Below are 21,953 nucleotides of genomic sequence, written 5' to 3'. Positions count from 1 at the left end.
CTGTAGCGTTGTCATCCTGACGAAACCTGTGAGTGCCGAACTTGTAGCAAGGCAACCCGATTGTAGAGATCCGCAAACTCAGCAAGACATGAACCTCTGTGCCGCCAATGCATCGCAAGCCGCTGATCGCGCCCTCAATCAGGTATATCGACGAGTTCAGTCAGCCTACGATCGCACCGCATTGGGAAATCTGTTGGTCGAGGCTCAACTCGCGTGGATTAAATTTCGAGATGAAAACTGCAAATTTGCCCAGCAGAGATATGCAGGGGGTTCGATTGCGCCCATGATAGAGCAGAGTTGTATTGAACGGCTGACTCGGCAACGGACTGAAGAACTAGAAAGCTTTTTAGAAAGAGGATGAGCGGCGTTGTTCGGCCTGTCGAACATTTTGGGAAGAGGAGCCGAGTTGTTCAGCGTCTCGAACGTAGCCCTCAAACGCAATCTCCTCTTCCCGAATCGCACCAGACACAATTCTCACTGTCCGTTGGCTCAAAGCAGGGAAAGATCCAGTTTCAGGCTCTATGACGTAGATCCCTTCCAGTAGCTGAAGTTGAAATTCTCCCTGATTACCTGTTCTAATGCGTACACGCTGGGTGCGGTCTAAGCTAACGACATTCAGTGTACCCACATAAGGACGGGCAACGCAATCGGTCACAGATGCAACCGAGCAGATGGGTTTAACCGTTACTTGACCTCTAATTCCCCCTACCGCGCCCGTTGGAGTAGGTTCATAACGCCGGATTGTAGATTGAGGTTGACGACGGCGGGGCGGAAGCTGAAAGGAGTCTTGATCTTTTTGGCGGACTTGGGGAGTCGCGTCGATCCGTCGTTGACGAACCTGCGGAATCCCATCCGCTTCTTTCTGGCGAATTTGGGAGTTGAAGTTTGGCTGAACAAAGTCTGGCGATCGCTGCGTCCTTAATGGATCTCGCGTTGCTCCTAGGGAATTTGAAGTGGTTCCTGATGGAAGTTGGAACGGTCCTAGCGGAGAGGAATTGAATTGCGACGGTGACCCCTGTGTTGTTTGCAGCGGAGTTAGCCTAGTGGAAGATGGAATTGGATCAGCCGCAATGGTGTCACTCGCCGCTAAAGCGCTTGACGCCAACAAGGAAGCTAAGAAAACGCCGGATCGAAGTGAGTTACGCATCCAAAAAACCTCTAGAACAGTAGCGTTCCATCTCAATGAAAAGAATAGCAAGTCACTGTTCTAGAAGGGGCAAACTTCACGAACTTTTGATGAAACTTTCATCAGTTATGGATTTACATAGATCAAGCTCATAGACTTACGGTTAAACGTCCTGGCTGTCCAGCACTGCCGTGAAGCTTGACGCCGCGATCGTTGGCCGCTAAGTGCCGGATAATTTTGTAAACTGCTTCTGCCTCATCAGGCGCACCTGCTTTAGCTGCTAGGGCGTCTATCGTAATGGGGCCGCTTTCTTGTTTCAACGCCTGAATCACGTTGCGCTGCAACTCCAAAATGACTGCCGCCGCCTTTTTACCCGCTTCGACACCCGGTTGGTGATAGGCATTGACATTGACTAAAAAGCCGTAAAGCCCCACGGCGCGTTCGTACAGCGCGATCAGGGCGCCAACGTGACGGGGAGTTACTTCCGGGATCGTCACGGTAATCGAGTCGCGATCGTTGTCATAAATAGCTTTGCGCGTGCCTTGGAGTAAGCCCGATAGATAGTCTCCCGAAGTCACACCTGGCTCGACTTCAATGGCGGAAGTAACAGGCGTACCTTGGCGATCGTGCAAAACTTCGATAAACGTGAGAAAGAAATTTGGGACGCCTTCTCGGAGTTGCTGCACATAGGCATGTTGATCTGTTGTGCCCTTGTTGCCATAGACAGCAATGCCCTGATGAACAACGTTTCCGTCTAGATCTTTCTCTTTACCGAGCGACTCCATTACCAATTGCTGAAGATATCGACTAAAGAGAAGCAGGCTATCTTTGTAAGGCAAGACCACCATGTCTTTCTCGCCCTTGCCGTTGCCTGCAAAATACCAAGAGAGCGCCAGCAGGGCAGCAGGATTGTCCTTCATTTTGGGCACACGAGTGGCAACATCCATTTCCTTGGCACCGGAGAGCATCGCTTGGATATCAGTGCCTTGCAAAGCGGCTGGAAGTAGACCGACCGCCGAAAGTTCTGATGTTCGTCCACCAACCCAATCGTGCATTGGAAACGTCGTCAGCCAGCCTTGAGATTTGGCGAGTTTGTCGAGTTCGCTACCGTATCCGGTCACGGCTACCGCGTGCCTGCCAAAGTCTAGGCCCTGATGCTGATAAGCGCGCTGAGCTTCTAACATGCCATTGCGGGGTTCAGGCGTGCCGCCGGACTTGGAAATGACGAGAACGAGTGTGCTTCGCAGACGATCGCCCAGCCCGGATAAGATCCGATCGAAGCCTGCGGGATCGGTGTTGTCAAAAAAGTGGATCGCCATCAGTGGCGATGCGGCAAGCGCTTGAGACACAAATTGCGGTCCTAACGCTGATCCGCCGATGCCGATCGATAGAATATCGGTAAATTTCTCGGCTTGGGGAGGACGAATTTCACCGAGATGAATTTTGCGTGTAAAAACTTCAATGTCTTGAATCGTTTGAATAATGTCTTGTTTGAGGTCTTCGTTGGGTGCAAGGTCAGGATCGCGCAGCCAGTAATGGCCGACCATACGATGTTCGTCAGGATTAGCGATCGCGCCTCCCTCTAGAGCTGCCATGTCTTGAAAGGCTTTCTCAAACTTAGGTTGCATCTGCTCAACAAAGCGATCATCAAATCGCATCCGGCTGACATCGAGATACACCTCCAAGCCGTCATGGTAGTAAAGCCAGTCTTGGTAGCGTTGCCAAAGTGCCGCAGCATTCATATCAAAGCCCCTTGCGTCATTTCTCTGTTCAGTTTATAAGCGCAACGTTCAGTTTATAAGCGCAACAGACACCGAACTAGGGACTAGAGGGGGAAATTTAAGAAATTTGTCACATCGTGCCACCCAAGGACGGCCTTTCTAGACGGTTGGCTTGGGCAGAATTCGTAAAAATTTGATGATCTGTCCCGTGATCTCAACACTAATCAAATAGGCGTCGATTGTAAATCGATAAAAAATCTCGCTTGTGCCTAGCGGTTGAAATTCTGCTAATTCTTGCAGTTGGCCAGTTTGGAAAAACTCGTTAAATACAAACTGCTGAATGCGCTGAAAAGCTGCTGTTTCTAAGCCTTTTAGATCCAGGAGAAAGGCGCGATCGTAGCGGACTTCAAGCCGTGACGGGAGAATCGTGCCTCCCATTGTCAGAGGTTTGGTGATGTTCATAGGGTACGGGGTGCGCTCTGGAGGAGGGGCAGGAGTCGAATTGCTTCTTCGCGGGTAAGTGTATCGCCGGGGTTGTGAGCGCGTTTGGCGGTTTGAATGGCTCTTAGCATGTAGAGATCGCAGTAGAGCGGTTCGAGGACTCCCCACAGAGTTTCTAATTCGTCATCAGAGAGCTGATCAATCAGATTGTGAGCGCGACTACGAAGGAAGTTCATAAGGGCAGAGGAGAGCAGGTGTGCCAACGAACGCAGGCGAGGTGTGGTTTCAGAGTGCCCATTGCTCCAGCCGAAATTGCGCTAAACTGAGCCGCCTTCGTAAGCTTTCGTAGCAATTTCTACGGTTCGTGTTCCTCATTACGATAGGATTTCAGAATCGTTCATTGCTACCTCTGTGTTCAACTATCTGTTCTCGTTTGACACGGGCATTATTGGCTATCTCGTCTTTCTGATCACGTCGGTTGCCCTGTATGGGCTGTTCAGCCTGGGACTCAATCTCCAATGGGGCTACACCGGACTGATTAATTTTGGTCATGTCGCATTCATGACCGTGGGGGCCTATAGCACGACTTTGCTCAGTTTGGCGGGTGTGCCATTGCTAGTCGCAGTTCCGATTGGAGCGATGTTAGCGGCATTGCTGGGGTTGCTGATGGGGTTTTCGACACTGCGATTGAGGGAGGATTATCTCGCGATCGTGACGATTGGCGTGTCGGAACTCGTGCGATTAGTTGCATTGAACGAAGGATGGCTCACCAAAGGCGCGTTTGGGGTGCAAAGTTTTCCGCTGCCCTTGGAGAATTTTCGTCCGACCGTCGCGACCCGGATCGGTATGGTTGCTGTGATCACCGTTATTTTTGGGCTGGCGCTGTGGAAGTTAGGCAGGCGGTTTCTTCACCAACTTCGAGGCGCAAAGAATTTGCAGAAGCAGATGGTGGCGATAGGCTCTGGGCTGTTGGTACTGCTGGGAATTCGGCTTTGGCTCGTCAGTGCGATCGCGCTTTACAATTTCCGCAGTAGTCCAGCAGCCAATGGTTTGCTGTTCGTGTCGCTGATCACGGTAGCGATCGTCTTTTGGGCGCTAGAACGAGTGGTCAAATCGCCGTGGGGACGGGTGCTAAAAGCCATTCGGGAAGACGAAGAAGTCGCGAAAGCATTAGGTAAAAATGTGTTTGCTTACAAACTGCAATCGCTGATGCTGGGGGGCTTTATTGCGGGCATTGCGGGCGCGTTTTTTGCCTGGCAGTTGAGTACCGTGTACCCGACCAATTTTGAACCCCTGGTGACGTTTCAAGCTTGGATTATCATGATTCTGGGTGGTGCTGGAAACAATGCCGGAACGCTGTTAGGTGCGGGAATTTATTGGGCGTATACGGCCTTAACACGAGACTTAGAACGGCTCCCGATCGCCGCGGATCAGGTGGGCGCACTGCGAATTATGGTGATCGGCTTAATTCTCATGGTGCTGATGATCTGGCGTCCTCAAGGCGTGTTAGGCAATAAAGACGAACTGACCCTCGGTAAGTAAGTAACCTTGGGAAGTAATTAAGAAGACGTAATTGGATTGAAGCAAAGCACGATGACTGACCTTTCCAAATCGCCCATGCCGGTTCTGTCTGCAACAGGATTGATGAAAAGTTTTGGTGGCGTAAAAGCGGTAAATGATGCATCGATTGAGGTAGCCCAAGGCAGCATTACTGGATTAATTGGCCCAAATGGAGCCGGAAAGACAACCTTGTTTAATCTATTGTCAAACTTCATCGAACCGGATCAGGGGCGCGTGTTGTTTGATGGAGAGCCAATTGAGCGATTGCGACCCTACCAAATTGCTCAACGAGGCCTGACTCGTACGTTTCAGGTGGCGCGGGTTTTATCGCGGCTCTCGGTGATGGATAACATGCTGTTGGCCGCGCAGCAGCAAACTGGGGAGAAATTTTGGAGTACGTGGTTTCTGCCGGGACGCATTGCCCAAGAAGAACGAGACGCCCGCGATCGCGCTTTAGAAATCCTCGAATCGGTCGGACTCGCGGCGAAAGCCAACGACTATGCGGGTGCATTATCTGGCGGACAGCGCAAACTGTTAGAGATCGCGCGGGCGCTGATGACACGCCCAAAATTAATTCTGCTCGATGAACCTGCGGCGGGGGTGAACCCGACGTTAATCAAGCAAATTTGTGAATACATTACCTATTGGAATCGCCAAGGTCTCACCTTTCTCGTGATTGAACACAACATGGACGTGATTATGTCGATCTGCGATCGCGTGTGGGTGTTAGCAGAAGGTAAAAATCTCGCAGAAGGGACACCAGCGGAAATCCAAACCAATTCTCAAGTTCTAGAAGCGTATTTGGGCAAGTAAAGTCATGGCTTCGGCTTTCCTAATTACAAGTTCCGAATTTTGTCCGAATTTTGTATTGCGAAGTAATCGCGCTACCATCGAGAAGATTCTGAGTTGTTGACAACACACTTTTTCAACCACGATTTCTCATGGAGCAAACTACTCTGCCAACAGAGGTTATTCTGAATCATCCAAAGCAGTCCCTTGGAAACGTACATCTCGATTGGTCTCCGCAACCGGGCACATACTTTGATTTAGAGGGTCAGACGTATACGGTTTTAGAACGTCGGCATCGCTATCAGTTGAGGTCTGGACGCTATCGATTGCACAAAATTGCTATTTACGTTCAGAAAACGCAACATCCGGTAGAACGGAGTTTAGTTGCAGGGCGTTGGGTGTTGGGCGATGCAACCTGCGCGTATAGTGCGCGATCGGAGATTGTGCGATGTGCAGTGAATCCAGAAGGGCCGTGTGAAGGATGCCGCTATTACGATCCTGCGTAGGCAATTCGGTTGAATTACGCCTTCACGTGTTCATTGACTGGTAACGTTCATCCACTGGTCACCTGTTCGCCCACTTCTAACCGCACGCCGTTGGCAAAATCCCACCCGGACTGAGCGCGTTTACCAGCTTGCTGAACATCCCTTAGCAACAATAGTCCGTCTCCCGTTTGCACGACCGCTCCACGATTTTTAAGAATCGCCACAATCGTTCCGAGTGGAGCTACCGTTTCGGATGGGTCTATTGAAGTCAAACTAGAGGTTTCTTGCTGAAGTGTGGCAAACTCTGACGGAAGCTGGGTTAGCACCGTGGGGTCTAGGGGAAGGGTTGCCATGACTTTAAGCGCACTGCCGCGAAAGGTCGTAGTGCAGTTGGGAAAGAACCCCCGGATTTGATTGTGCAACGCGATCGCACTCTTCGACCAATCCAACTCATAATCAGTTTTTTTAATTAGTGGCGCGTAAGTTGCTTCAGCATCATCTTGTGGAATCGGCTGAAGTTCTTGATTTTCTAGCTTCAGTAGAGTCTCGATTAAGAGATCGGCTCCGAGCGTGGAAAGCTGAGCGGCGAGATCGGGGGCGGTGTCGAGGGGCGCGATCGCAACGGTGGCTTTTAGCAGCATTGCGCCCGTATCCATACCCGCATCCATCAACATTGTGGTGATGCCCGTCTCCGCTTCACCGTTGTAGAGGCACCACTGAATCGGCGCGGCTCCTCGATATTTCGGCAAAATCGAGCCGTGGACGTTCACACAGCCCAAACGCGGCATGTCGAGAATCTGTTGCGAGAGAATTTGTCCATACGCGACGACGACAAACGCATCCGCCTCGGTTGCTCGAAGTTTTTCTAGAGTTTCTTCGTCTTTTTTAAGGCGATGGGGCTGCCACACCGGAAGCTGATGCGATGTTGCAATGGCCTTAACCGGAGACGGCGACAATTCGCTTCCGCGTCCCCGTCGCTTGTCGGGCTGAGTGACGATCGCAACGACATCAAACCTAGAATCTGACAGCAAGGCTTGGAGTGTGGGAACGGCAAACTGCGGCGTTCCAAAGAAAACAATCTTCATGCAGAGGGACTTTGGCGTAAGGCGATACCCTTTAGTATGAAGCCAATACCCCATTACGTTTTCACCTTTTTGAGATGAAGCCTAGATTTGCAGATATAGAAACGTGGCAACAGGCAGAAGTGCTGATGCAGCCTGCGTTTATCCGCCTGATTGATAATCTTCGCAAGCAGTTAGACGAAACGACGTGGAAAGGGACGTATCGCGATGTTTTGGTGTGGGCAGATGGAATTCCTGAGGATGTAAAGGCAACGGTAGCGGGGCTGCAAGAGCAGCTTAAAACGGCTTCACCGGAGCAAACGGTTGAAATTGAGCAGTCTTTGTCGCATCTTCCGAATCCTTATCCAGGCTATGAATTGCAATTAGAGCACAACGATCGGCAGGTGACGGTTGATCTGTGGGAACTGTGCTACAAAATTTGTTTTCAAACCGATAATCAACCTTTAACCGACGATCGCCCGGTTGAGGTAGACACGAGTTTGATGGATGAAGCAGGCGAGGTGGATTGGAATCAATTGGATGACAAAACGAAGCGGCTTGTGTCAGAGATTTTTGATAACTTGCCCGTATGATCCGTGAGGCAGCGTTCATCTAAATTCTATCCAACTACAATAATCCTGCTTCTCGAACCATTGTTGCTGCTACTTCCTGACCATACACCTGAAATAGGATCTCGTATAACCACTCCGCTGAAAAATAAGGCTCCCTTTCAGGATTATCTTGGGGAGTATCTTCAAACAACTGATGCAAGAAAGAGTGGATTTGTTCGTCTAAACTGGGGACTAACGTTTGAAGGATGTCCATAAACTCCGGTACTCCTCCTAGAATTGCTAGTCCTGCTTCGAGGATTTTGATTCCCCATTTACCATTAGCAGAGAAAATTGTTGTGTAGTGACCAAAAACATTCATACCTAACCGAGCACCAATTAGCTTTTCACTACCGGGTTCTCCCGCATAGCTTTCTTGCAATTCTGATAAAGGAATGTAGCAGTGATTTGGCTCATCCAGCGCTCTCCAATCAAGCGTGATGTAACACCCTTCGTCTCCGAGTGCAGTAGCAGCAGCAACTAAAGCGTCTACTGGAAGTGCTTCCTCGAAGCTGCTAAAACAGGGATAAATTACCTTTCGAGCAGTAATAGTAGGTGAGAACCACTGACCTGTGGAAGCATAATCAGCAAATACTTTCTGTAAAGCAGGTTCTGCTTGAACTTGAAATTCGCAATCATTCAGACTATACATATCCTTACCAAGCAGCGCACTAGCTATACCTTGCCCCGATCGCGCCTTTACTCCTCATCAAACTCCGGCGACCATAGCTCTTCAATCTTCACCTCCCATCCGGGCAGAAGTTCTGGAATCGTCAGCATCTCTCCATCTTTCAGCACGATTGGTTCCTGCTGAGAGCGGCGAACTTCAACCCAACGCTGCTCTGGGTTAATCAAAATTCCAACTCTTGTTCCCAACGCCAAAAATTCGTCAATCTTCTCTCTCAGCTTTGTTAGGCTATCGGTGGGCGACTTGACTTCTACCATCAAATCAGGAGCAAGCTCAGCAAAACTGCGTGGACTCCGACGTAACCGCCTTGCCTCTACAAACGAAACATCTGGCGCGCGAGTATCGGAGTTTGGCAGAGTAAATCCAGCGCTAGACCCTGTTATACGCCCCAAGCGTCGCTCATCCACCCAATTGAACAACTTTGCTGACATGCGCGTAGCAACCTCATCCGACTCGTATCCCGATGGACTCATAATCACGATTTCTCCGTTTACCAACTCCAATCGGTAGTCGGGATATTGTGCCTGCACGATCTCAAGGTCTTTAGCAGTTAAAAGCATAGAGCCTCCGTTAGCCTCTCTATTATTTTACTAAAGCGCACTCGTCGTACGACAAGGGCATTAGCATGGCTATGCTGAAGATATGTAGGACAATCGATAAAACGCTAAACTCACAGCCATGACTCAGGATCAAACCCTTAATGCAGAACTTGAAGCCATAACCTCTGGCGTTGCTGTTTACGATCGCAGCGCTTGGGGACGCATTGAAGTATCCGACGCGGATCGGCTGAGCTTTCTGCACAACCAAAGCACCAACGACCTCAAACTCCGCAAACCGGGAGAAGGCTGCGATACAGTGTTTCTCACATCTACAGCACGAACAATCGATCTAGCAACGGCTTATATGCTCGATGAATCCGTCTTGCTGATGGTGTCACCTGGAATGACCCAGAAGATTATGTCGTTTCTCGATCGCTACATTTTCTTCGCCGATAAAGTGAAGCTAACGGATAGAACAGACCAAACGTTTGCCTTCAGCTTGCTCGGCCCACAAAGTCACGCCCTGCTTGAGAAGCTGGGAGCCGCAGAGATAATTGGGCAACCTTACGGAACGCATCGGGTCTTCACGATTGCTGGACAGGAAGTAAGAGTGGCGGTTGGAAGCGGTTTAGTCACGGAAGGCTACACCTTGATTGCGCCTGCTGATCTTCACTCTGCTTTAGTCGAGGCGGGCGCGATCGCAATTAGCGATCGCGCTTGGAACTATCTCCGCATCCAACAAGGTCGTCCTATGCCGGGACATGAACTTACCGATGATTACAATCCTTTAGAAGCGGGATTATGGCACACCATTTCATTTAACAAAGGCTGCTACATTGGGCAAGAAACGATCGCCAGACTCGATACGTACAACGGAGTCAAGCAACAACTGTGGGGAGTCCAACTCGATCACCTTGCTGAAGTCGGCACAACTGTAACCGTTGAAGATACGAAAGTCGGAACGCTCACCAGCGTGGTTGAAACCCAATCTGGCGCGATCGCTCTCGCTTACATCCGCACGAAAGCAGGCGGCGCAGGCTTGGAGGTGAAAGCGGGCGAGAGTCACGGCGAAGTGGTCGATTTGCCCTACCTTTCGCGCTCAGTGCAAGGCTCAGCTTCACAGGAACCGCTGCAAGCTTAAGCTTGCGATTCTTTCAATGCCGTTGAACTGTGCCATTGAAACTGGATGAGTCCAATCAGAATCAGCACTAAAAGTCCCATCAACACAACCGGAGCGAGAAATCCGCCTAGTCCAATCAGAGCGATACAGGCGATCGCGGCCAACATCCGTCCGCCGAGAATTCGATTGGGTAGCGATCGCGGGGCTGCCCACTGAACCGCACTCAGTCCAATCAGATACAAGCTAATTCCTCCACACAGAACGGTGCGGGTTGCAAGGCTTAACTGTCCTACGTCTACGCCTTCGATCGCCGACTGAATCCCAACTCCAGAAGCAACAATCCCGGCAAACACCAAAACATGACTGTAGCCATAAACAAATGATTTCAACAACGCTCGTTTCTGATTGCTTCGGAGCGCTTGGTTGATCACTGAATCTTCTGCACATTCAAAATACAGCCACCATAAGCTCACGGCGGCAATGAACCCACTGATTGCGGTCAAGGTTTCTTGCCATTGCCATTTAATGTCAGACACTCCGCTTGCCACGGCAAGGATCGCTTCCCCCAAAACAATGATCACAAATAGCCCAAACCGTTCGTCCATATGCGACACCTGAACCGGCACCGATCGAATCGTGGCGTAGGTAATCGGACCATTGCTAATCTCAATTAGCAGGGCAATGCCCCAAAGAACGAATCGAACCGGAGGCGGCAGCACGATCGAGGCAAGCCACAGAACGAGCGCGATCGCAAAACTGAGCGTGTAGCGCTTCGTGAGTTCTCGCGATTCGGGAACCAGTCGCCACGCCTGAAAATATAACCCGACGATCACAAAGCGCAACGCTGCATAGACGGACGCGAACTGAGCTGATCCGTTTTGCAACGCTTCTGGAATGGTTAATCCCAGCACAATCATGCCAAACATGACGCCCAGCATAATTAGGCGATAAAATCCTTGCTCAACGTCAAACTGATCCGCGTAATAACTAAAGTCAATCCACAGCCACCAGATTGGAACAAACAGGACAGCGAAACTAACGATGCCCGTCCAATCGAGATGGTCGTGAAGAAAGTGCGCCAGTCCTGCGATCGCTACAACAAACACGAGGTCAAAGAAGAGTTCCAACCAAGTCGCATGACGGCTAGTTCGCAGTTCTCCAGGATGATTGTTAGTTTCGCTTTCTCCGACGTAGAGCCGCAGGGATCGTCGCTGGGGTCGATTCATTCTACTTGCCTCAACGCTGAGTTCGTTGTTAGAAAAAGACAGGAGACACCTCTTTACCTAGCTTTGAAAAAGCTGTGCAACTCTCTTTTAAAGAATTAGTAAAAAACTAGCCCTATGCTAAAACGGGTTCCACCGAAGCGCAACTCTTCTCTATCAGAAGGAACGGTAGCGATCGCTAAGGCTTCACCAAGCTTAGTTTCTGATCGGGTAATCCAACGGACTTCCCAAAGCGAACCCCTTCAGAGCTTAGTAAAGCCATTTTCTTCAAAGTTGTGCTTTGCGCTGATTCTGTGAAGCTTGGCAGAGCCAATCGCGTAAGGGCTTGCTCTAACTGTGAAATTTACGATACAGCATCGATTGAATCGGGCGTCCATTGATTAAGTGACGAGTTTTAATTGCGTCTACCTCTTCAGGCGACACCCGACAATACCAAACCTGCTCTGGCAATACGAGTACCATTGGCCCGTTCCCGCATTGCCCAAGACAGCGACTACTCTCAATTTCGACCCCTGCGACGGGATGGGCTTGAAACGCAGCGAGTACCTTAGCGGCTCCCAGTTTGCGACACGACTTATTCTGGCAAATTCGCACGCATTGTGGCTCTAGTCCGATCCTCATGAGTCAGCTTCAATTCGGTAACAATCCCTTCGATGCTAACCAATCTCGGTTAAATAGTTTGGACTGATAGCGACTGCCGCCATCACAGAGAGCCGTGACGATCGTATGGCCGGCTCCCATTTGTTTTGCCAAGACAAGGGCTGCCGCGACATTAATTCCTACCGAGCCGCCCATAAATAAGCCGTCTTTCTCCATCAGTTGGTAGATCACCCGAATCGCTTCGCGATCGTCAATCTGAATCGCATCATCGACCGGCGCACCTTCCATATTTCCGGTGATGCGGCTATTGCCAATGCCTTCGGTGATCGAACTGCCTTCAGGCTTAATCTCGCCGGTTTTCACGTAGCTATACAGCCCACTTCCCATTGGGTCAGCCAGCACGCATCGGATGTTCGGATTCTTTTCTTTGAGAAACATCGATACGCCAGCGTAGGTTCCGCCTGTCCCGGTTGCAGTCACCCAGGCGTTAATGTTGCCGTCAGTTTGCGCCCATATTTCTGGAGCGGTCGTTTTGTAGTGTGCCTCACGGTTGGCAAGATTCTCGAACTGATTGGCCCAAACTGCGTTGTCCATTTCTGCCGCAATTGTGCCTGACAGTTTGACGTAGTTGTTCGGGTCTTTGTAAGGGACTGCCGGAACCGTGCGAACTTCGGCACCCAAGGTTCGCAACAGGTCAATTTTCTCTTGAGATTGAGTATCAGGAATGATAATTAGACACTTGTAGCCCTTGGCGTTACAGATGTGGGCAAGTCCAATTCCTGTGTTGCCTGCGGTTCCTTCGACTACCGTTCCTCCCGGTTTGAGTAAGCCTTTTGCTTCGGCGTCTTCAATGATGTAGAGGGCAGCCCGATCTTTAATCGACCCGCCTGGATTGAGAAATTCTGCTTTGCCTAAAATTTCACACCCAGTTTCATCACTAAAACTATTGAGGCGGATGAGTGGCGTATTGCCGACTGCACTTACAAATCCACGTTTGATATCCATGCGATCGCGTCCTGCGTGTTTCCCTAGTTAAATTCTGGCGCATTACGAGCAATCTTTCAGGGCTTGACCTGCCAATCGTTGGGTGAAATCCGCTCCTAACTTACAAATTTTTAGGAATGCAGAAGTTCTACCAAACTTTGCTTAGCTTTAGAACGAAGTTGGGCAACACGGGGTCTGCGCTCACCGTTTCAGGATTCTCTAAACATTCCACGGCTTGTTCTGGTCGGTAAATGTAAACTGTTCGCTGCTTGCGATCAATTAATAAGCCCAACCGAAATCCTGGTTCTTGCGCGTACTCTTCCATCTTTTCCTGCAAAGGTTTGAGGTTGTCGGAGGGAGATCGTAGCTCGACGACAAAATCAGGACAGATCGGAGCAAACTTTTGCTGCTGTTCTGGCGTCAAGGTGTTCCAGCGCTCGATCGTAATCCAAGCTGCATCAGGAGAACGATCTGCCCATGTCGAAAGCTTAAAGCCAGCGCTAGAACTGAATATCATTCCTGTCCCATCTTGTTCAGACCATACCCATAGCTGACCCAAAATACCTGCTTCTCGATTTCCAGTCTCTGAACCTGCGGGGGGCATAATTGAAATTTCTTCATAGCGATCGCGCTCAATTTGCAGGTCACGGTTAAACCGACAGAACTCAAAAAACTGATCATCGGTCATCGCAAGGACGGAGGGCGGAATACGCACAACTAATGACGACGAAAGCATAATGATTTCCTGTGAATGAAAGATTGGGATAGAAGATTCACGTGGAGCTTCATGTCTATCTTAAGGAATTGCGATCGAGCGGAGTAGTCGATCCACGATCGCACTCGATCGCCGTCCGCCTGCCGAAATGATGCGGTGAGACAACACATGCGGCGCAAGTTCTTTCACATCGTCTGGAATCGCGTAATCTCTACCTTCTAAAAATGCCAACGCTTGAACGGCTTTCTGTAGCGCCAGCGTTCCTCGCGGACTTGCACCCAGCGTGACTTCTTCATCTTGTCGGGTGGCTCGCACCAGGTTTAAGATGTACTGCTGCAACGAGAGTTCGACCGTGACCTGAGTACACAATCTTTGAAGCTGCTGCACGTCCTCTAAGCTGATGCAGGGCTGGAGAGCTTCGGGAGCAAACCCAGTGGAGAGGCGCTGTAGCATTTGCAGTTCCTCAGCTTCCGTGGGATAGCCGAGCGATAATGACAAAGCAAAGCGATCCATTTGAGCTTCAGGCAGCGGAAAGGTTCCCTGGTACTCCACGGGGTTCTGAGTGGCAATGACAAAGAAGGGTTCTGGCACTTTACGGGAATGACCATCGATCGTTACTTGGTGTTCTTCCATCACTTCGAGCAAGGCAGCCTGCGTGCGGGGGGTAGCCCGATTGATTTCATCGGTTAGCAAGATGTTTGCGAAGACTGGGCCTGCTAAAAATTCAAAGCTTCCAGTGCTGGGATTCCAAATGTTGGTTCCGGTCACGTCGCTCGGCAACAAGTCTGGTGTGCATTGCAACCGCTGAAACTTACCGTCAATGGATTTGGCTAACGATTTTGCCAGTAGGGTTTTGCCAACGCCGGGAACGTCTTCTAGCAAAGCGTGTCCCCCAGAGAGCAGGGCAACCAGAACCAAACGGATCGCCTCATGTTTTCCAACGATCGCACGGTTCAAATTCTGAACGAGTTGCTCAATCCGGTCTCTCATGGCGAAAATCCTAGGGGTTGAAGAATCCTGTTGATCATACTCAGGGTTCCCGCCCTTGGCGCGCTCTAGCGTGTTGATTAAACGCGAAGTCGCTAAATCTGATTGGCGCGGTACGACGAAACGGCTAACGTCGTTCTTGCAACCTCGCAATCTGCACTAATTTGAGCTTGTAACTCTTCGAGGGAAGCAAACTTCTGCTCAGGACGAATGAATTCTTCTAGCTCAACAGTTAGCGTGTGCCCGTATAAGTCTCCTGTCCAATCGAGCAGATGAACTTCGATGGTCTGTGCCAAACCGTTTACGGTCGGACGGTTTCCAATATTCATCACGCCCAATAGCTCTTTTCCTGGCTCAGAAACTCTGACACCGTACACGCCTTGCCGAGGAACTAGCTTGTTGGCTGGCAGTTGTAGGTTTGCGGTGGGAAAGCCAATGGTGCGTCCAAGCTGTTGTCCCTTGACCACTTCCCCGACTAAACGGTAGGAGCGACCTAGCATCCGATTCGCCGTTTTCACGTCTCCACTAAGAAGCGCTTCCCGAATTGAGGAGCTACTGATGCGCTTGCCGTGAAAGGTGAGGAGAGGAACGATCGTGGTGCTGATGCCGAAGGTGGCCGCGATCGCGCTCAAATCTTCTGCTGTACCGAGCCGTTTGCAGCCAAACCGAAAGTCTACGCCGACGCTGACGTGCTGTGCCTGCATGTGTTGTACTAAGATCTCTTCGACAAACTGCTGTGGGGTGAGGGCGGCCAGTTCTTGGGTAAAGGGCAACATCACAAGTTGCTCAGCGCCCATTGCTTCGAGACAGGCGGCTTTTTCGTCGAGAGGTGTCAGCAGCGATCGCGGTTTCCCGGTAAAGAATTCGGTGGGATGAGGGGAAAAGGTGACAACGGTAGCGCGGTTGCCTGTTGGCATGTTGAGAACAGGCGAAATAACTTGGCGATGCCCTAGATGGATGCCATCGAAGTTTCCTAGGGCAACAGCAGTTGGTGTCAAGGCTGTAGAGGGGGAAGAAGTGATCCACACGCTTCACATTTTGACACATCTGGATCAGGAAAATCTAGAAAGATACGGAAAGAAACGAGACAAAGACCTTAAAGAGATATTTTTTGTAAGGAAGTTTTGCAGGTCGCTTGAGTAAGGTTGAATCGGGTTTGCAGGTTTGGTCGCGATCGCAGTAGGTTTGGTCGCGATTATCGTAGCGTTCGTCACGAACATTACGACTTTCGCCACGAACATTACGACTTTCGTCACGAATATTACGACCTTCGTCACGAACGTTGTAAAGTTTGCGGATCATTTCTCTTGGGCTCGATCGCGATCCTCGCGAATCAGAGCGGTACTGTCAAGCCATTGGGATTGAGGATTGAGGGCTTCTCGATCGCGGCGAATGTCGGCGAGAAGTTGGGCAATGGGAGTAGACGCACGATCTTGCGAAGTCTCGTGAAGCGAATTGCGGTGCTGGATTGCAAACGTTAACAGAGCGATCGCTTCTTCGCTCAGCGATCGCTGTTGTTGCGTGGCAAGCTGATGTAGGGACTGGTATAGCTCGTCGGGTAAGTCTTCCAGGTTTAGGGTTGCCATGAACTAGGATGCTACAGAGTTCTTTTAGCTTACTGCGATTCGCTTTGCGAAGCTCCAAAGGATCGCTCTTCTCATGAACTCTCCTACTCTGCTTTTAGGGATTATAGCGAGGCGATCGCATCAGACCTCGACAGCGCGATCGCAAGCACATTGGAAGCGATTGCGTCTCAATCTCCATTGTTTTGTCTCGTCTGTATTACACCTGCAAGGAGTTTCTCAACGGTTGCCACGTCGGGAGAACCGATGTGTTGTAGGATCTGCAGCGATTCTTGGAGATGAACGATCGCGGTTTCAAAGTCTCCGCCTGCTGCTAACAGTTGCGCCATATTCGCTACTGTAATAGCCTTGCCTTGCACATCCTCGATTTGCTCATAAATCACTAAGGACTCTCGGTAGCGCGCAATCGCCTTGTCTGCCTTACCTTGATGCGTATAGATGACTGCCATTTGGTGCAACACTCCTGCTTTGCCTTGCATGTTGTCGATTTGCTCATAGAGCACTAACGATACTTGGTAGAGCGGGATCGCCTTGTCTGCCTTACCTTGATTCGTGTAGATGACTGCCAATTGATGCAACGATGCCGCTATGCCTTGCACATCCCCGATTTGCTTATAAAGCGCTAAGGACTCTCGGTAGCGCAAGATCGCCTCATTCACCTCATCTCGATCCACGTAGATGTTCGCCATTTGGTGCAACGTCCTTGCTTTGAGGTGATTGTCTTCTGATGAGCAGTTAGCAAGAACTTGCTGATGCAGTTGTAAAGCAGTTTCAGACTCACCCAATTCTTTTTCTGCGATTGCTAGTTCAGTAAGAACCCCCAAGTGTTTGAAATCAGTCATTGTCTCTCGACAAAGCTTAACAACTTCTCGGTAACGGCTTTTGCGACGCCAATGATAAGCCAATGCATCTGCAATATTTCCTGCAATCTCTTCCACTTTCCCCAACATCGCCAACCGATGAATTTCTAAATCTTGCTCCTCCGTCGAACTCTCCGATTCTTCCCACCAAACTCGATACAGTTCTCGCGCAGCCCGTTCCGCCAGTTCCTCGTCCTCCGGCATCTCTAGCGGCAAAATGCGCGGCACTCTCACCTCACCTCCCGGAAACACCTCCAGCACCCCCAGCGCGATCGCTCGATCCAACCCCACACTGCCACACACTGCTTCAAAACACGATCGCGGCACAGACACCTCAAACACCAGTCCGTTCGCCAACGCCGATCGAGTCTCTGCACTCAACATCCCCAGCAACGTTTCCGCCAAAATATCTTCTCGAAACTCCGCCTGCGTCTTCTCCAACGCTTGCAGCACCGCATCGGCTGAAATCTCACACAACACCTTGTCTAGCCATTCCGCCAAGCGTGGATTTCCCCCCGCAATCCGTTCCGCCCTCTCTTGCAGAGCTTGCAACTGCGATCGTTCTTCTGGCAACGCCCTTGCGATCGTCACCGGAAAACTCAACTGCTTTCGCTTCTTGCCAAACTCCGCCCCATCCATTCCCGCCAACGGCTGCACAAACCACCGCCGCAACATCCCAGGGGCTCCAGCACATAGCGACAGGTCACAATCAACCGATGCTCCCGCCCCGACTGGACGATCGCCCACTCCAACGCCGCCCACACCCGCGCCACATCCGGCTTCAAGCGATAGGTCGAATCGATCGCCTCCAAATTAAACTCAAAATCATCCAGCACCATCAACAGGTCGCGATCGTACCCTTCCAACACCTGCAACAACCGAAACTTTAGCTCTGGCTGCTCTGGCTGCAAAATCTCAATCAAATCCGCTTGCCGACCGAGCTTATTCGATAGCGCACTCACCAAACGCGGCTCATCTAACTTGCCAATGATGGCGATTCGATCCTGCGGCAAGCGATCACAGATTCGCACCGCCAAACTGCTCTTCCCCAAGCCCCCCATGCCATGAATCCACACCCCAACCTTGTCAAAATCATTCTTTAGCGATCGCAGACATCGCTGCAACGGTCGCCGTCTACCCACAAACGTAAACCGAGACGCCACCTGCATCGTCCCCGTCACCGGATCGAGAAACTCCGTTTCCGCAAACTTCATACGCGGCTGTTTCTTCCGCCGCCGCTTTGGTAACACTAACGCCCCCGGAATGCGATCGCCCACAAACACCCGCAGCAAATGCCAATCCCGGCACTGATTTTCGTACAGCGTTTTATAAACAGCTGCGATCGCGCCGACCAAGTTCACACCCGCCGCCAACTCCCCATACAGCGCTTCTGCCGCCACCGTCGCGTCCGTATCCAGCACCGACTTTCCCCAACCCAAAACAGCCGTTGCCCCTGCCTGCACCAACGATTCCGAAAGCGATGCAACCCTGCCCTGCTGCGCCGACTGTCCACTCCTACAGCCCGACAAAAACACCACAGGCGGAAACTGTCCCCCAAACGAATCTACAATCTCCGTTGCCGTCGCCAAATGAGCATCACCTTCATCGGTTTCGGTCACAAAAACAGGCATTCCATCTGCGATCTCCGCGTGTCCTATTAGATGAAACACGTCGAAATGGTCGCGTCCATAATCGGTTACAAGCCGCCCCAACTCACCTAAACTGCCGCTCTCTTCCACCACAAGCTGCAAGCCCGCCCGCTCCGTCGCCTTGATGATACGCGACTCTTCCTGCTCAAAGTCCAGCACCTTCTGACTCTCCGGCGACGTTGCCATCAGCAGCAAATTCAATTCATACTCTCGATTGCGATCATCAACCCGCAACGCGGAGCGATTCCCCAACCACCGCACCGGAACAATTCCACGGCTGACCAGAAGCCCCGCCTGATCCGCCATTACTTCCCACGGCAAATGGGCGAACTTTTCCGAAGTTGCGATCGCCAACGCCTCAACGCCCTGCAACGCTCCAGCGAGAAACCGCTTCTCCCCATCCAACCAGTTGAACAGCCTTCGCCCCGTCCGCAAATACTCTTCCGGCAAACGGTTGAAATAATCCTGTTCAGCTAATTGGATCAGATCATCAATCTCACTGAGCAACAGCGCTCGGCTCTGATAGACATTGGGATTGTCAATAAAATAGCGAATCTCGGCTGTAGTCGGAGTGAGAAGCTGGAGGCTGAGATGCAAAATATTCATGAAAGAAGCAAGCGGGAGGCTTCTTTCCTTATACATGAAGAATTCGATCGACTCCGCTACAAATCACACTTCATCAAGAATGGCTTTAATCTGTTCGGTCGTGGCATTCTCTAGCAACAACCGTCGCACATTGCGCCCCACCAGCAACACCTTCTCCACCCGCATCCCCGACTTACCTTTCTGATACTCCTTGTACCACTTGCGGATTTGCTCTGCGATCGCAAGACTTCCGCCAACAATCCCTACGATCGCACCCACTGTTGCAAGCACCGTCTCTCGTTCTGCTTCTTCTACAGGCTCCCAAGTGCCATCGATTTCTGGCATAGCAAACAACTCGGTTGTGGCTGCAATCGCGTCTTTACCTTCCACCGAAATCTGGATCTCAGCCATTGTTTTGACACAAACTCATCTCAGCTATTATCACTGCGATCGCTAGAGAAATTAGCGACAGCGATCTAACCAGCTTTGATAGGTTTCCTGATGGCTCGGATTGTCTAGCTCAATCTCAATCCGAATCCGTTTACAGCCGTGGTTAGATTGACGCGCGATCGCATCCAACAACCAAGCGGCAGTTCGAGGAGACGAGACCTCGCCTCGCACCGTAGAACCAACAGTGGAGCCAGCCGTGATGGAATGGTTGGAGGGCACTTCTGATCCGAGAAGCTCTAAACCCTCAATCTCGCCCTGTGCTAAGTCAATCTCTGCCAGCCTGCGAGGGGAATCCCCAACCTGCTCAACAATCAACTTCTCGCGACGCACCGGAACTTGAACCATTCGAGTCTCAATTTCCTTGCGAACAACGACTTCACCCACCTTTTGTTTCTGATAATTAACCTTAAGGCGTTCTTCCAACAAGCGAATGGTTTCATCCTGAACAACGTTCTGTCTAAGCACATCTTGCTGTTCAACAACATCTTGTTCAACCAACTTAGGAAGAAGCGGTTCCTGCGGAGTTGTGCCTGTTGGTTGCTCCGTCATGGCAGACGCGGTTCCTGCGAAGTTACGCTCTGCGCTAATCGCTTGCGGATCTGCCAGTGAATGACGAGAACCAAGGCGATTGTCTGACTGGATTAGATCCCTTGAGGCATCGGATTGCATAGGATATACGGGCAAATTTGCAAGACCAGCAGGACTTAAACTAACCAATAACGTGCGAGGTTTTGGATTCACACGATCGACTAATCTACTTTCTAATAAAAAGCTTTTTTGTAGAGGATCAGACAGGGAACGAGTCAAAACAAAAGTTAAATGTTGCGTTGCATCAATAATTAGATTCTCAACAATTCCAACAAGCTCATTTTGTTGATTAACTACTTCAAATCCAATTAACTTTTGTCTAAGATTATCCAGCCGATCTTCTAGCGGATTGCTATCGGAATATTGTGGTGATTCCGTATACATTTTGCCAGCCATTCTCCTGTAGTAAATCACTTCTTTTCTTTCAAAAGAGGCAGAGCTACTTCAAATAGCTCTGCCCACTTTTACCTAATTACTAATTAAGTGCAGCCCAAAAGCAAAGCTTTCAGTTCTACCGATTAGCGCGATCGATGTTAGCGCGATCGTTGTCAATGATCGGACGACCTTGAGTATCGATGTCCAGTTCTTCGCGACGGACTTGCTCCTCGGCAGTCACGGTATCTTGATCCACGACCTTCTTCACGCGCACTTCTTCCCGAACAAATGCTTCCTTACGGATATCAGGCGTCTCTTCGTAGACTTCCACACGAGCCACTTCGCCTTCGCTAAACGTAGCTTCACCTGGAGTAACAGCAGTTGCATCGGTCGGGTTAACCCGCTCGATCACAACCCGCTCTTTCTCAACAGGCACATCAACGCGGGCCGTTTCGGTCTCAACATGCTTGCCAACAGTGACTTCGCCCGTCTTCTGACGAGTCTTGCTAGCAATCAAGCGCTCTTGATACAACCGGATGCGATCGTCATTGCGATCTAGGTTAAATAGATCTCTATCGTGTTCGTCGTAGCGATAGCTATCGCGATCGTAGTCACGACGAAGGCTGGTATCTGTTCCGAAAGCACCCGCTGTAGCACCCATCGAGGAGCCGGTGTAGGGCATTCCTTCAACTGGAACCGGAGAATTTAGAGGAGCAGAAGCCTCCAATGAAGCCTCGGTCATTCCAGCCGCACCAGTCATGCCAGTCATTCCAGCCGCACCAGTCATGCCAGGAGAGCGATACACATCCCGCACCCGCTCTTCGTGGTCGTAATCAACCTTCAGGTCATCGGTAAATTCTGGTAGAGCCTCTACTTGCTGTCTGGTCAAGCCATCGGCATAAACACGACGAGCGCTATAATCGATTCTCGCGCGACCGATCGGCAGCATTACTTTTTTACCAAATATCCATGCACCAGTATTGATAATTAAATAACGGAATTCGCCGTTTTCATCTACTAAAACATCGTTTACAGAACCGATTTTTTCATCGCCGGAATATAAGTCTAGATCTTTTACATCGTCACCATCAAAATGATTACGATAATCAGGATCAAAGTCTTTAATCTTATGTAAAGCCATACATGTATCTCCTAAAGTAAAATTTCGTCGTTACAACCCAAGTCTATGAATTCAATCAGAAACATCCCTCTTTCT

At 50.4% G+C, this 21,953-nt stretch carries 26 protein-coding genes; 6 read left to right on the top strand and 20 right to left on the bottom strand.

Annotation, left to right across the window (positions count from 1 at the left end; genetic code table 11):
* Positions 1 to 28 precede the first annotated feature (28 nt).
* Positions 29 to 361: a lysozyme inhibitor LprI family protein gene (locus AC5JLB_RS09735; protein WP_495873633.1), complete on the top strand. Its 333-nt coding sequence runs from the start codon at positions 29 to 31 to the stop codon at positions 359 to 361.
* Here AC5JLB_RS09735 and AC5JLB_RS09730 read toward each other — a convergent pair.
* The 4 genes from AC5JLB_RS09730 to AC5JLB_RS09715 all read right to left on the bottom strand — a co-directional run bounded on the left by AC5JLB_RS09730 (position 347) and on the right by AC5JLB_RS09715 (position 3,524).
* Positions 347 to 1,147, bottom strand: coding sequence for a hypothetical protein (locus tag AC5JLB_RS09730; RefSeq protein WP_495873632.1), 801 nt, complete (start codon positions 1,145 to 1,147; stop codon positions 347 to 349). The genes AC5JLB_RS09735 and AC5JLB_RS09730 overlap by 15 nt on opposite strands.
* 128 nt (positions 1,148 to 1,275) lie before the next feature.
* Entirely contained in the window at positions 1,276 to 2,868 is a 1,593-nt protein-coding gene (locus tag AC5JLB_RS09725; protein WP_495873631.1) for a glucose-6-phosphate isomerase, read from the bottom strand.
* Positions 2,869 to 3,006: 138 nt separating this feature from the next.
* A complete protein-coding gene (locus tag AC5JLB_RS09720) occupies positions 3,007 to 3,309 on the bottom strand; it encodes a cytotoxic translational repressor of toxin-antitoxin stability system (RefSeq protein ID WP_495873630.1) in 303 nt (100 codons plus the stop codon).
* Complete coding sequence (locus AC5JLB_RS09715; RefSeq protein ID WP_495873629.1) at positions 3,306 to 3,524, bottom strand: hypothetical protein; 219 nt, start codon at positions 3,522 to 3,524, stop codon at positions 3,306 to 3,308. The genes AC5JLB_RS09720 and AC5JLB_RS09715 overlap by 4 nt, the downstream gene beginning before the upstream one ends.
* A gap of 175 nt (positions 3,525 to 3,699) precedes the next feature.
* Between AC5JLB_RS09715 and AC5JLB_RS09710 the strand changes: the two genes are divergently transcribed.
* The 3 genes from AC5JLB_RS09710 to AC5JLB_RS09700 all read left to right on the top strand — a co-directional run bounded on the left by AC5JLB_RS09710 (position 3,700) and on the right by AC5JLB_RS09700 (position 6,143).
* Positions 3,700 to 4,830 (top strand): branched-chain amino acid ABC transporter permease, encoded by a 1,131-nt coding sequence (locus AC5JLB_RS09710; RefSeq protein ID WP_495873628.1) that lies wholly within the window; start codon positions 3,700 to 3,702, stop codon positions 4,828 to 4,830.
* A 51-nt stretch (positions 4,831 to 4,881) separates the two neighbouring features.
* On the top strand, positions 4,882 to 5,661 hold the full coding sequence (locus tag AC5JLB_RS09705) for an ABC transporter ATP-binding protein (protein ID WP_495873627.1): 780 nt from the start codon (positions 4,882 to 4,884) through the stop codon (positions 5,659 to 5,661).
* 128 nt (positions 5,662 to 5,789) lie between these two features.
* Positions 5,790 to 6,143, top strand: coding sequence for a DUF6464 family protein (locus tag AC5JLB_RS09700; RefSeq protein ID WP_495873626.1), 354 nt, complete (start codon positions 5,790 to 5,792; stop codon positions 6,141 to 6,143).
* Positions 6,144 to 6,190: 47 nt separating this feature from the next.
* On the opposite strand, the gene fmt is transcribed toward AC5JLB_RS09700, so the two are convergent.
* On the bottom strand, positions 6,191 to 7,261 hold the full coding sequence (gene fmt / locus AC5JLB_RS09695; RefSeq protein ID WP_495873625.1) for a methionyl-tRNA formyltransferase: 1,071 nt from the start codon (positions 7,259 to 7,261) through the stop codon (positions 6,191 to 6,193).
* Between the two features lie 20 nt (positions 7,262 to 7,281).
* On the opposite strand from fmt, the gene AC5JLB_RS09690 reads away from it, so the two are divergent.
* On the top strand, positions 7,282 to 7,776 hold the full coding sequence (locus tag AC5JLB_RS09690) for a hypothetical protein (protein ID WP_495873624.1): 495 nt from the start codon (positions 7,282 to 7,284) through the stop codon (positions 7,774 to 7,776).
* A gap of 34 nt (positions 7,777 to 7,810) precedes the next feature.
* Here AC5JLB_RS09690 and AC5JLB_RS09685 read toward each other — a convergent pair whose 3' ends face one another.
* Positions 7,811 to 8,443: a hypothetical protein gene (locus AC5JLB_RS09685; protein WP_495873623.1), complete on the bottom strand. Its 633-nt coding sequence runs from the start codon at positions 8,441 to 8,443 to the stop codon at positions 7,811 to 7,813.
* Positions 8,444 to 8,490: 47 nt separating this feature from the next.
* The gene (locus tag AC5JLB_RS09680; protein WP_495873622.1) at positions 8,491 to 9,039 is read right to left on the bottom strand and encodes a Uma2 family endonuclease; all 549 of its coding nucleotides are present in this window, start codon (positions 9,037 to 9,039) and stop codon (positions 8,491 to 8,493) included.
* A gap of 118 nt (positions 9,040 to 9,157) precedes the next feature.
* Here AC5JLB_RS09680 and ygfZ point away from each other — a divergent pair, with 118 nt between their 5' ends.
* Positions 9,158 to 10,159, top strand: coding sequence for a CAF17-like 4Fe-4S cluster assembly/insertion protein YgfZ (gene ygfZ, locus AC5JLB_RS09675; protein ID WP_495873621.1), 1,002 nt, complete (start codon positions 9,158 to 9,160; stop codon positions 10,157 to 10,159).
* Here ygfZ and AC5JLB_RS09670 read toward each other — a convergent pair.
* From AC5JLB_RS09670 to AC5JLB_RS09610, 13 genes are all read right to left on the bottom strand, one after another.
* The gene (locus tag AC5JLB_RS09670) at positions 10,156 to 11,364 is read right to left on the bottom strand and encodes a low temperature requirement protein A (protein WP_495873620.1); all 1,209 of its coding nucleotides are present in this window, start codon (positions 11,362 to 11,364) and stop codon (positions 10,156 to 10,158) included. The two genes, ygfZ and AC5JLB_RS09670, sit on opposite strands and share 4 nt — an antisense overlap.
* 327 nt (positions 11,365 to 11,691) lie before the next feature.
* The gene (locus AC5JLB_RS09665; protein WP_495873619.1) at positions 11,692 to 11,982 is read right to left on the bottom strand and encodes a (2Fe-2S) ferredoxin domain-containing protein; all 291 of its coding nucleotides are present in this window, start codon (positions 11,980 to 11,982) and stop codon (positions 11,692 to 11,694) included.
* Between the two features lie 9 nt (positions 11,983 to 11,991).
* Entirely contained in the window at positions 11,992 to 12,966 is a 975-nt protein-coding gene (locus AC5JLB_RS09660; RefSeq protein ID WP_495873618.1) for a cysteine synthase A, read from the bottom strand.
* 127 nt (positions 12,967 to 13,093) lie between these two features.
* On the bottom strand, positions 13,094 to 13,681 hold the full coding sequence (locus AC5JLB_RS09655) for a Uma2 family endonuclease (protein ID WP_495873617.1): 588 nt from the start codon (positions 13,679 to 13,681) through the stop codon (positions 13,094 to 13,096).
* A gap of 60 nt (positions 13,682 to 13,741) precedes the next feature.
* Entirely contained in the window at positions 13,742 to 14,650 is a 909-nt protein-coding gene (locus AC5JLB_RS09650) for an AAA family ATPase (RefSeq protein WP_495873616.1), read from the bottom strand.
* 92 nt (positions 14,651 to 14,742) lie between these two features.
* Positions 14,743 to 15,675, bottom strand: a complete 933-nt coding sequence (locus tag AC5JLB_RS09645) for a bifunctional riboflavin kinase/FAD synthetase (RefSeq protein ID WP_495873615.1) — start codon at positions 15,673 to 15,675, stop codon at positions 14,743 to 14,745.
* A 34-nt stretch (positions 15,676 to 15,709) separates the two neighbouring features.
* On the bottom strand, positions 15,710 to 15,949 hold the full coding sequence (locus tag AC5JLB_RS09640) for a hypothetical protein (RefSeq protein ID WP_495873614.1): 240 nt from the start codon (positions 15,947 to 15,949) through the stop codon (positions 15,710 to 15,712).
* Positions 15,946 to 16,233 (bottom strand): hypothetical protein, encoded by a 288-nt coding sequence (locus AC5JLB_RS09635; protein WP_495873613.1) that lies wholly within the window; start codon positions 16,231 to 16,233, stop codon positions 15,946 to 15,948. Before AC5JLB_RS09635 ends, AC5JLB_RS09640 begins: the two co-directional genes overlap by 4 nt.
* Before the next feature lie 167 nt (positions 16,234 to 16,400).
* Positions 16,401 to 17,765: a tetratricopeptide repeat protein gene (locus AC5JLB_RS09630; protein WP_495873612.1), complete on the bottom strand. Its 1,365-nt coding sequence runs from the start codon at positions 17,763 to 17,765 to the stop codon at positions 16,401 to 16,403.
* Positions 17,690 to 19,345: a CHAT domain-containing protein gene (locus AC5JLB_RS09625; RefSeq protein ID WP_495873611.1), complete on the bottom strand. Its 1,656-nt coding sequence runs from the start codon at positions 19,343 to 19,345 to the stop codon at positions 17,690 to 17,692. Before AC5JLB_RS09625 ends, AC5JLB_RS09630 begins: the two co-directional genes overlap by 76 nt.
* Positions 19,346 to 19,408: 63 nt before the next feature.
* On the bottom strand, positions 19,409 to 19,735 hold the full coding sequence (locus AC5JLB_RS09620; RefSeq protein ID WP_495873610.1) for a hypothetical protein: 327 nt from the start codon (positions 19,733 to 19,735) through the stop codon (positions 19,409 to 19,411).
* A 51-nt stretch (positions 19,736 to 19,786) separates the two neighbouring features.
* Positions 19,787 to 20,746, bottom strand: a complete 960-nt coding sequence (locus AC5JLB_RS09615) for a DUF2382 domain-containing protein (RefSeq protein ID WP_495873609.1) — start codon at positions 20,744 to 20,746, stop codon at positions 19,787 to 19,789.
* 127 nt (positions 20,747 to 20,873) lie between these two features.
* Entirely contained in the window at positions 20,874 to 21,878 is a 1,005-nt protein-coding gene (locus tag AC5JLB_RS09610; RefSeq protein ID WP_495873608.1) for a DUF2382 domain-containing protein, read from the bottom strand.
* Positions 21,879 to 21,953 lie beyond the last annotated feature (75 nt).

Source organism: Myxacorys chilensis (assembly GCF_059505265.1).
Note: the sequence above shows the minus strand (reverse complement) of the source record. Positions and strands in the feature narration are given on the sequence as shown.

Excerpts from the sequence above, each read along its gene's own strand:
- AC5JLB_RS09730 (WP_495873632.1), bottom strand. The coding sequence starts at position 1,147 with ATGCGTAACTCACTTCGATCCGGCGTTTTCTTAGCTTCCTTGTTGGCG.
- AC5JLB_RS09725 (WP_495873631.1), bottom strand. The coding sequence starts at position 2,868 with ATGAATGCTGCGGCACTTTGGCAACGCTACCAAGACTGGCTTTACTAC.
- AC5JLB_RS09720 (WP_495873630.1), bottom strand. The coding sequence starts at position 3,309 with ATGAACATCACCAAACCTCTGACAATGGGAGGCACGATTCTCCCGTCA.
- AC5JLB_RS09715 (WP_495873629.1), bottom strand. The coding sequence starts at position 3,524 with ATGAACTTCCTTCGTAGTCGCGCTCACAATCTGATTGATCAGCTCTCT.
- AC5JLB_RS09705 (WP_495873627.1), top strand. The coding sequence starts at position 4,882 with ATGACTGACCTTTCCAAATCGCCCATGCCGGTTCTGTCTGCAACAGGA.
- AC5JLB_RS09700 (WP_495873626.1), top strand. The coding sequence starts at position 5,790 with ATGGAGCAAACTACTCTGCCAACAGAGGTTATTCTGAATCATCCAAAG.
- fmt (WP_495873625.1), bottom strand. The coding sequence starts at position 7,261 with ATGGGGTATTGGCTTCATACTAAAGGGTATCGCCTTACGCCAAAGTCC.
- AC5JLB_RS09690 (WP_495873624.1), top strand. The coding sequence starts at position 7,282 with ATGAAGCCTAGATTTGCAGATATAGAAACGTGGCAACAGGCAGAAGTG.
- AC5JLB_RS09685 (WP_495873623.1), bottom strand. The coding sequence starts at position 8,443 with ATGTATAGTCTGAATGATTGCGAATTTCAAGTTCAAGCAGAACCTGCT.
- AC5JLB_RS09680 (WP_495873622.1), bottom strand. The coding sequence starts at position 9,039 with ATGCTTTTAACTGCTAAAGACCTTGAGATCGTGCAGGCACAATATCCC.
- ygfZ (WP_495873621.1), top strand. The coding sequence starts at position 9,158 with ATGACTCAGGATCAAACCCTTAATGCAGAACTTGAAGCCATAACCTCT.
- AC5JLB_RS09670 (WP_495873620.1), bottom strand. The coding sequence starts at position 11,364 with ATGAATCGACCCCAGCGACGATCCCTGCGGCTCTACGTCGGAGAAAGC.
- AC5JLB_RS09665 (WP_495873619.1), bottom strand. The coding sequence starts at position 11,982 with ATGAGGATCGGACTAGAGCCACAATGCGTGCGAATTTGCCAGAATAAG.
- AC5JLB_RS09660 (WP_495873618.1), bottom strand. The coding sequence starts at position 12,966 with ATGGATATCAAACGTGGATTTGTAAGTGCAGTCGGCAATACGCCACTC.
- AC5JLB_RS09655 (WP_495873617.1), bottom strand. The coding sequence starts at position 13,681 with ATGCTTTCGTCGTCATTAGTTGTGCGTATTCCGCCCTCCGTCCTTGCG.
- AC5JLB_RS09650 (WP_495873616.1), bottom strand. The coding sequence starts at position 14,650 with ATGAGAGACCGGATTGAGCAACTCGTTCAGAATTTGAACCGTGCGATC.
- AC5JLB_RS09640 (WP_495873614.1), bottom strand. The coding sequence starts at position 15,949 with ATGATCCGCAAACTTTACAACGTTCGTGACGAAGGTCGTAATATTCGT.
- AC5JLB_RS09635 (WP_495873613.1), bottom strand. The coding sequence starts at position 16,233 with ATGGCAACCCTAAACCTGGAAGACTTACCCGACGAGCTATACCAGTCC.
- AC5JLB_RS09630 (WP_495873612.1), bottom strand. The coding sequence starts at position 17,765 with ATGTTGCGGCGGTGGTTTGTGCAGCCGTTGGCGGGAATGGATGGGGCG.
- AC5JLB_RS09625 (WP_495873611.1), bottom strand. The coding sequence starts at position 19,345 with ATGAATATTTTGCATCTCAGCCTCCAGCTTCTCACTCCGACTACAGCC.
- AC5JLB_RS09620 (WP_495873610.1), bottom strand. The coding sequence starts at position 19,735 with ATGGCTGAGATCCAGATTTCGGTGGAAGGTAAAGACGCGATTGCAGCC.
- AC5JLB_RS09615 (WP_495873609.1), bottom strand. The coding sequence starts at position 20,746 with ATGTATACGGAATCACCACAATATTCCGATAGCAATCCGCTAGAAGAT.
- AC5JLB_RS09610 (WP_495873608.1), bottom strand. The coding sequence starts at position 21,878 with ATGGCTTTACATAAGATTAAAGACTTTGATCCTGATTATCGTAATCAT.